Genomic DNA, 6,810 nt, shown 5'->3' with positions numbered 1-6,810 from the left:
TGTGGAAAGAGCTGCGGATATAGGGCGATAGGCCCACTTCCGCCCTGAAAGGGGCGAAAGTTGTTGGAAAAAGCAGTATATGGTTGGGCCAAATGCACAATGGAGAGGGATATTGGGATAACTATGGGTTATTCAGAGGTTCCCTAACAGCAAAGTGCCCAAGAATTATTTTATCTAGCTTACTTTTATCTTTTTCTTTTCCAGAAATTATCGTAATCAAATAGTTAAGCTGCCTAGCTATGCTATGATAAATTTCATGATCCGGCGTTAGCTTAAGCCTTTCTTCATTTATTGCTATAGCTTCGTATAGTGTTTCTTTTTTATTCATCCAACCACCGCTTTATAGCTCCCTTTATTAGCCCTAGCGGAGATTAGCTTTGTTCGCCTACTGCCAGAGCTCAGCGCATACTGAATAATGGTCTAATCACTGCCAATTCAGCAATTATCTGTCACAAGCCTTTTATCTACATATCTGATCCTGTTCTGCGGCCCATGGCCTGCATATTCGGTATAGGTTAAAAATACCGCCTTACAAATCATGCAAATATTTATATATGACTCATGGCAAGGATAAAAGTGAATGGCTACTGGAGCATCCTTGCTCCAATAATTAGTACCATCTACATGATACTCGCTATAGCCATTCATTTTTATTGACTCTTCTGCGCCTTCAAACTCTGCCACGGCCCTAATACTTTCACTAATGTCTGGAGTAATATTTTCCCAGGAATTTAGATCTTGCTTTCTGCAGCATTCACAGAAGCCAAGATCAACTTATTCTTCCCACTAGTGGCATGGATAGAGTTCACAATTCATCCAAATGCAGCAGTCCTCGTTCCTGGGCGATGTAGGAATATGAGGATTAACCCGCATGCTCCTACAGCATCAATCAGACTCCCGAGAGGTAGTCTTTGAGAATACTCTCTACAACAATGGAGCTATCTCTTTCGATTAGCCCCAGGTATAGCTTAATAAGATGGTCACTATCATCTTGGTGCTTTAAATTCTGGAAGTATTTTTTTATTGAAACTGCGATATCAGACTCAGCATGCTTATCAAACTCCAACCCACTCAATAAGCCTTGACGCCTCAACCTAGTCACCTCCGCTAGGTTCGCCAATAGATGCCCAAGATCTTCATAAGTTGGGCTTAGTGAGTCTACAAACTTCTTAAAGTAATAGCTAAATTCATCCGCTTTCCCTGGCCCAGAGTCAATAAATTTATTGACATCTCCAGACAGACGCACTCCATAACAATGCTGTCCATCCATGGGATTGTGTGAGTAATACATCCCTTCACCCTTGAAGAAGCTATTAGTCTCACTATTGTTAACTGACTTTTGAAATAAGTTTTCTGACATTATTGCAGCCTTTTAGCGTTCTTGAAGCTCTTGGACAGTTCATCAACACTATTTTTATGGGAAATATTTTCTGACCCAACCAGAGCAGCTTCAGTTGCACCACCTTTGGTTTTCCCGCCAGGAACCCATTCATTAGGGTAAGCGCCGGCTTCATTACCATCTGGTATATCGTAGGAAAACCTGGGGTCATCTGGCGATACTGTTACATATAAAATCTTTTCACCACTTAAGTCCACATTACCTAGGGCAAGATCATCCCGCAGGATTCTCCAATCTTTTCCTGAAGCCTCGTACTTCTCTATGATTTGATCCATTTCTGATCGTAGACCCACAAACTTCCGTGGCGGTAAGTTTTGGTACAATGGGCTTCTTATCCATCCTTCCACAGCAATAAATGCAGAGCCTTCCTGTTTAAACTTCGCTATATGCGCATCAATGTATGATTGAGGCAAATATGTAGAAGGAGCCGGTCTATTAGGCTTTGACATAGCCTCGACTTCCTTCATCTTCTGATAGCTTTTTGCCGCCTCAGTACTGTTCGCAAAGTGCCCTTTAGTGTCTTTCTGGAACTGATTCCAGCTGTTTTCCTTACAAGTCAACCCAAACGGGTCCACCCACCCCGTGGGGTTCGGCGCATATTGATAGTTGTTGTCTCCCCCCAACAATCCAACAGGGTCCTGGTTGATAAACCGTGCGGCGCTGGGGTCATAATAACGGTGCCGGTTGTAATGCAGGCCGGTTTCTTCGTCGTAGTATTGGCCCTGGAAGCGCAGTGGGTTCTGTACTTCTTCGATGTCTTGCAGCGCCAGGTTTCCGTAGGCTTTGTAGCGGGCGGACCAGACGACTTCGCCTTCCGCATTGGTCATTTCCTGTGGCGTGCCCAGGTGGTCCAGGTGGTAGTGGTAGACCTGCTTGTCCTGGATGAACGCCAGCGGACGGAAGCTGTTGGGTTCGTAGACGTAGACTTTGTTCAGGTGGTTGCGCTGTTCCGAGAGCAGCACGTCGCCGTTCCAGAGGAACTCGGTCTTGCCGAAGGCGTCCTGTTTGGCGATGCGGCGTCCCAGGGCGTCGTATTGGTACTCCGTCTTTTGCCCGTCTTTTTCAATAGCGACTAGTTGGTTCTGCTTGTTGTACTGGTAACGGGTCTCCAGCTTACCGCCTTTGCCGCGTTTTTCGAGTATCAGGTTGCCGGCGGCGTCGTACTCGAAGTGGCGGTCGCCATGGAAGTTCAGGCGGTTGCCCTTGGCCTGATTCTGGCCGTCGAGAATATTGCCCGCCGGGTCGAAGGCGAATTCTTCGTTGCAATAGCCTTCAACTGTTTTCAGGCGATCAAGGGCGTCGTAACGGTAATGAGTGGTTCCTTTTTTCAGGTCGTCGATCAGCGCTAGGTTACCGCTGGCGTCATAGCCGTAGCTGCGCTCGATGATGCGCGCTTTGCTCTGACGATGACTGACCCGATGACGAGTCAGACGCCCCATGACGTCGTAGTCGTAGCGGGATTCCGCCGCGCCCTGGCGGCGACGTAATTCGCGTCCGTCCTGGTCCCGTTCGATGCTGGCCAATACGTCGCCATTGTGGCTGACCTGGGTGAACAGACCATGACGGTCATAGCCAAAGCCAAGGACGCCGCCGTCCGGCAGCAGTGATTGGATGCGGGCGCCCAACGGGTTGTATTCGTGACGCAGATGTTGGCCGTCCTGGATTTCCTCCGCCAGACGTCCCGTGGGCGTATAGGCGAACTCAAGGGTGCGGTAAGGGTTGCTCGCCTGCGTCAATTGACCGTTGGCGTTGTAGGCGAAGCGACTGATGTCGCCGTCCGGGCTGTGCTTTTCACGCAGACGTCCCATGGGGTCGCGCTTGAACAGCGTGGTGTGTTGCGCGCGAATGCGTTCGTCTTCGTGTACGCCTTCGATATGCGCCTTCAGATGGCCCGCCGGGTCATACTGATATTGCTGCACCCGACCGTCGAAGCCGATTTCCTGAATCAGGCGCTCGTTACGGTCATAGGCCAGTTCATAGCGCTCGCCCTTTTCGTTGATCAGGCCAATCAGGTTGCGCTCTTTATCGTACAGGTACTCAAAGGTCTGACCGGCCGGGTCGATGCGCTTGCGCACCTGGGCCAGACCGTCATAAACGTATTCAGTGCAACGGCCGGCGGCGTCGATAAAGTGCGTCAGCTGGTCGTTGGCGTTGTAACGCATTTTGAGGACGGAGCCGTCCGGGCGTTTGACTTCGGTGACGTTGCCGTTGCGGTCGTACTGATAGGCTGTGGTTTGCCCCTGATGATCGGTGGCGGCGCGGACCTGTCCCTGCGCGTTGTAGGCGTAACGGGTGGTGTGCTGGTTTTCCGTTTCGCTGACCAGTTGGCCTTCCCGGTTCCACTGCAGTTCCCGGGCCTGTCCCAGTGCGTCGATGATCTTTTGCGGCAGGCCCTGGGCGTTGTATTCGTATTGGGTCTGCGCGCCTTCCGGGTCAGTGATGCGGGCCAGCAGGCCCTGTTCGTTGTACTCGCGACGCCAGACATGGCCCAGTGCATTGGTGATCGCCACCGGCATGCCGTCGTCGTTGTAGTCGATCTTGTAATGGCCACCGTTGGCGTCGATCAGGGCGGTTAACTGACCGTTGTCATTGTAGGCGTAGTGGGTGCTGTGGCCGTTGGGATCGGTTTGCTCCACCAGATTGCCGGCGTTGTCGTACAGGCGTCGAGTGATTCCACCCTCGGGATCGATTTCTTTAACGATCTGGCCGCGATCGTCATAGTGGAAGGTGGTTCTGCCGCCGTTACTGTCGATGGCGTGGGATGTCTTGTTGGCCGGGTCCCATTCGAAACGGTAGTCGTAGACGCCCTGGTCGCCCCACTGACGCACACAGCGAGCGGCTTTGTCGTAGCGGCTCCACTCGAAATAGAAGCTGAAGCCGGTCTTCAGGGTGCGGCGGGTGATGACGTGATTACGATAGGCGTAGGACTCGCCCGCGCCGGCGGGGTCCCGCACCTGCACCAGATCCTGGGCGTCGTCGTATTCATACTTGGCCAGGGTGTCCACATCGCCGTCCGCGCGCAGCGACTGGATCTCGCAGATCAATCCCTGAGCGTTATGCAGCACGTACAGGCGTTTGCCCCAGCTGGTCTGAATAAGGGTGACCGGTCGCTCGTAGCCGTCCAGATTCTGCCAGTATTGAATGCGCACGCCATTGCCGACGCCATCCAGCCATCCTTCCAGACGGTAAACGCCGCCGGCGCCCACGAACAAGCGGGTGGGTTCGCCGCGTTGTTTCAGTACGTAGTGAGTGTCGTCAATCCGACGCAGCTCCAAATGCTCAGCCGAATTGCGGACGGTCTGACCCGGCTCCACCAAAGGAAAATCAATGTAGCGGCCTTCGTCCGTGGTGAAGACCAAACGCCCTTCCTGCTCCTCCAGCTGCTGACACAGCATATGAGTCCAGCCTACGCCCAGACCGCGCTGATGGGGATTGGAGGATTTGTAGGTGCGTTTCCAGATGATAGGCAGAGGGCCGGCGACGGTGAAATCGGTCAGATCCAGCAATTCCTCGCCGGTGACCATGCTGATAGGTTCGCCGCTGGTGCAGACCTTTTTGTTATCCGGCGTGGTCGCGCCATTGTCGTTGCTGCCGGATTTTTCGCTGGCCCCACTCTCATCGGCCGGTGTTGTATTCGCTTGAGGCTGGGCGGGTGTGTAAGTCCTGGGCGCGGACTGGTGACTCGTGGACTCTCTTGGCTTACTGCTCCATCCCGGATTGCCATTAAGCGCGGTTACGTCCATCACTTCGCCAGTGATCGCCGGCGGTGGCGGTGGCGCGGGGTTGGCGCGATTAATCAGACGCACGGCCAAAGTCAGTTCAGACACATTGGGCTTGAGGCCGTCTTCGCTCTCGCTCACAACAGAGCAAAACGGCTTTTTCTTGTCGGTAAAGACCAACAGGATTTCGCCTCGTTCGAGCCCTTTAACAAAGTCTTCTTTCCACTTACGCAGATGTCGTGAACCTCGGCCGGGAAACACGCCAAACGATGAACGAAAGTGACTCCCCTTCAGGTGATTAACAACATCGCCGACTTTTGCTTCGACATTCAAACAACGCTCGGCATAGCTGGAAGCGAAAAAGGGAGATTCAACAAACGGCAGGTCCGCAACGGTGATGTCAGACCAATGCTTAAATACATAACTGCGAGTGGAATACATTCGGAGTACGTCCTTTGTAAAGCGACACAGCAAGCCAAACGGGCCATGGCGTCGTCATGAAAACGGTTACTGGTAACTGGGGGCGATCAGCGAATATCCTAAAACTAACAACGACACATACCGCCCACTTGCCTTACGACACGTCGCGCCAATCTCCATGAGTTTGATTTACGCGCATACGTAGCCAGTTAAGCGTTAATACTGGGAATTTTCCTTCATTATTCAGGTGGTTATTTCGTGATGTAAGCAACGTTTTGTGATGATGGCGTCAATTATCTTCGGACTTGCTCTTAAACATCTTCAAAGGATCAGCCAGAGCTTCTGCAATTAGACTCTTAACCCTCCGATTGCAAAGGCGACTTTTCACCGGTCCCGCGAATTTCGGATCATGCATAACAATACTGATCAACGCAATGTCCGGCATCCACTCTGCGTTGTTCAATGCTTGGCGAAGACCGTTAACATGCGCGCCATGCTCTTCCGTCTCGCAACCATTCACCCACGATTTATAGCGAGGAGAGGCGCCTCCCTCACCAATAGCGGCCACTTCAAACTCAACATCTTCTGTTCGGCCTTTGAACCGGAACATTTTGGGGTTAAAAGCCCATTTTGGTCCGCTCCACATCAGATAAGCCAGTGCCAACAGCCCCTGTCTAGAGACATAACGTTCTCCATCAAACTCTACAATCAGTCCAGCGTATAAGTGAGCTAACTCAAACATCGTTTTTCTGAGCTGAAAGAAGTCAGGTAAGCGATTATGAAACACTGACGGATCAAGAGAGAGTTTAATGGAACTGCCGCTCGGGCCGTCGTACCTGAAACTTTCCAACGGCGCTAATACATCGCCTTTTCCGAATGACTGTCTCCATCGCCATACGCCATTAGAGCTTTCGATGGTTAACTTTTCCGAAACTGCATTTACCGCCGCAAGCCCAAGCCCTCCTCCCAGCACATGTATATGGGGAGCATGGTCATCCGCCGTTGGTTTATCGTGATGATGGGTGAGATAGACTTCGACAGGATTACGGGCACCATCTTCTACAGGAAATGGAAAGCCCGGACCATCATCAGTAACTACGATTTCACTATCACTAACATCTACCTTCAAAGTCGTCGCCTTGCCCGCCAAAAATAAATCCACAACATTTGCGACCAGCTCGTAGACAACATGATTGACGGCATTGTGATCGATATCGCCAAAGTACATGCCAGGACGTTTTCTCACCGCGTCTTTAAAGGACAACATGCTTC

4 protein-coding genes are annotated in these 6,810 nt (G+C 51.7%); all 4 read right to left on the bottom strand.

What is annotated here, in order from left to right:
• Positions 1-121: 121 nt before the first annotated feature.
• The 4 genes from KP814_RS29910 to KP814_RS29895 all read right to left on the bottom strand — a co-directional run bounded on the left by KP814_RS29910 (position 122) and on the right by KP814_RS29895 (position 6,805).
• Positions 122-328: an immunity protein Tsi6 family protein gene (locus KP814_RS29910; RefSeq protein ID WP_216740219.1), complete on the bottom strand. Its 207-nt coding sequence runs from the start codon at positions 326-328 to the stop codon at positions 122-124.
• Between the two features lie 561 nt (positions 329-889).
• Positions 890-1,360 (bottom strand): hypothetical protein, encoded by a 471-nt coding sequence (locus KP814_RS29905; protein WP_216740218.1) that lies wholly within the window; start codon positions 1,358-1,360, stop codon positions 890-892.
• Entirely contained in the window at positions 1,360-5,559 is a 4,200-nt protein-coding gene (locus KP814_RS29900) for an RHS repeat-associated core domain-containing protein (RefSeq protein ID WP_253938738.1), read from the bottom strand. Before KP814_RS29900 ends, KP814_RS29905 begins: the two co-directional genes overlap by 1 nt.
• Positions 5,560-5,827: 268 nt before the next feature.
• Entirely contained in the window at positions 5,828-6,805 is a 978-nt protein-coding gene (locus tag KP814_RS29895; protein WP_216740217.1) for an ATP-binding protein, read from the bottom strand.
• Positions 6,806-6,810 lie beyond the last annotated feature (5 nt).

It is taken from the genome of Hahella sp. HN01 (genome assembly GCF_018986435.1).
Taxonomy (GTDB): domain Bacteria; phylum Pseudomonadota; class Gammaproteobacteria; order Pseudomonadales; family Oleiphilaceae; genus Hahella.
The sequence above is the reverse complement of the archived record's forward strand: the minus strand, read 5'-3'. Positions and strand labels throughout refer to the sequence as shown.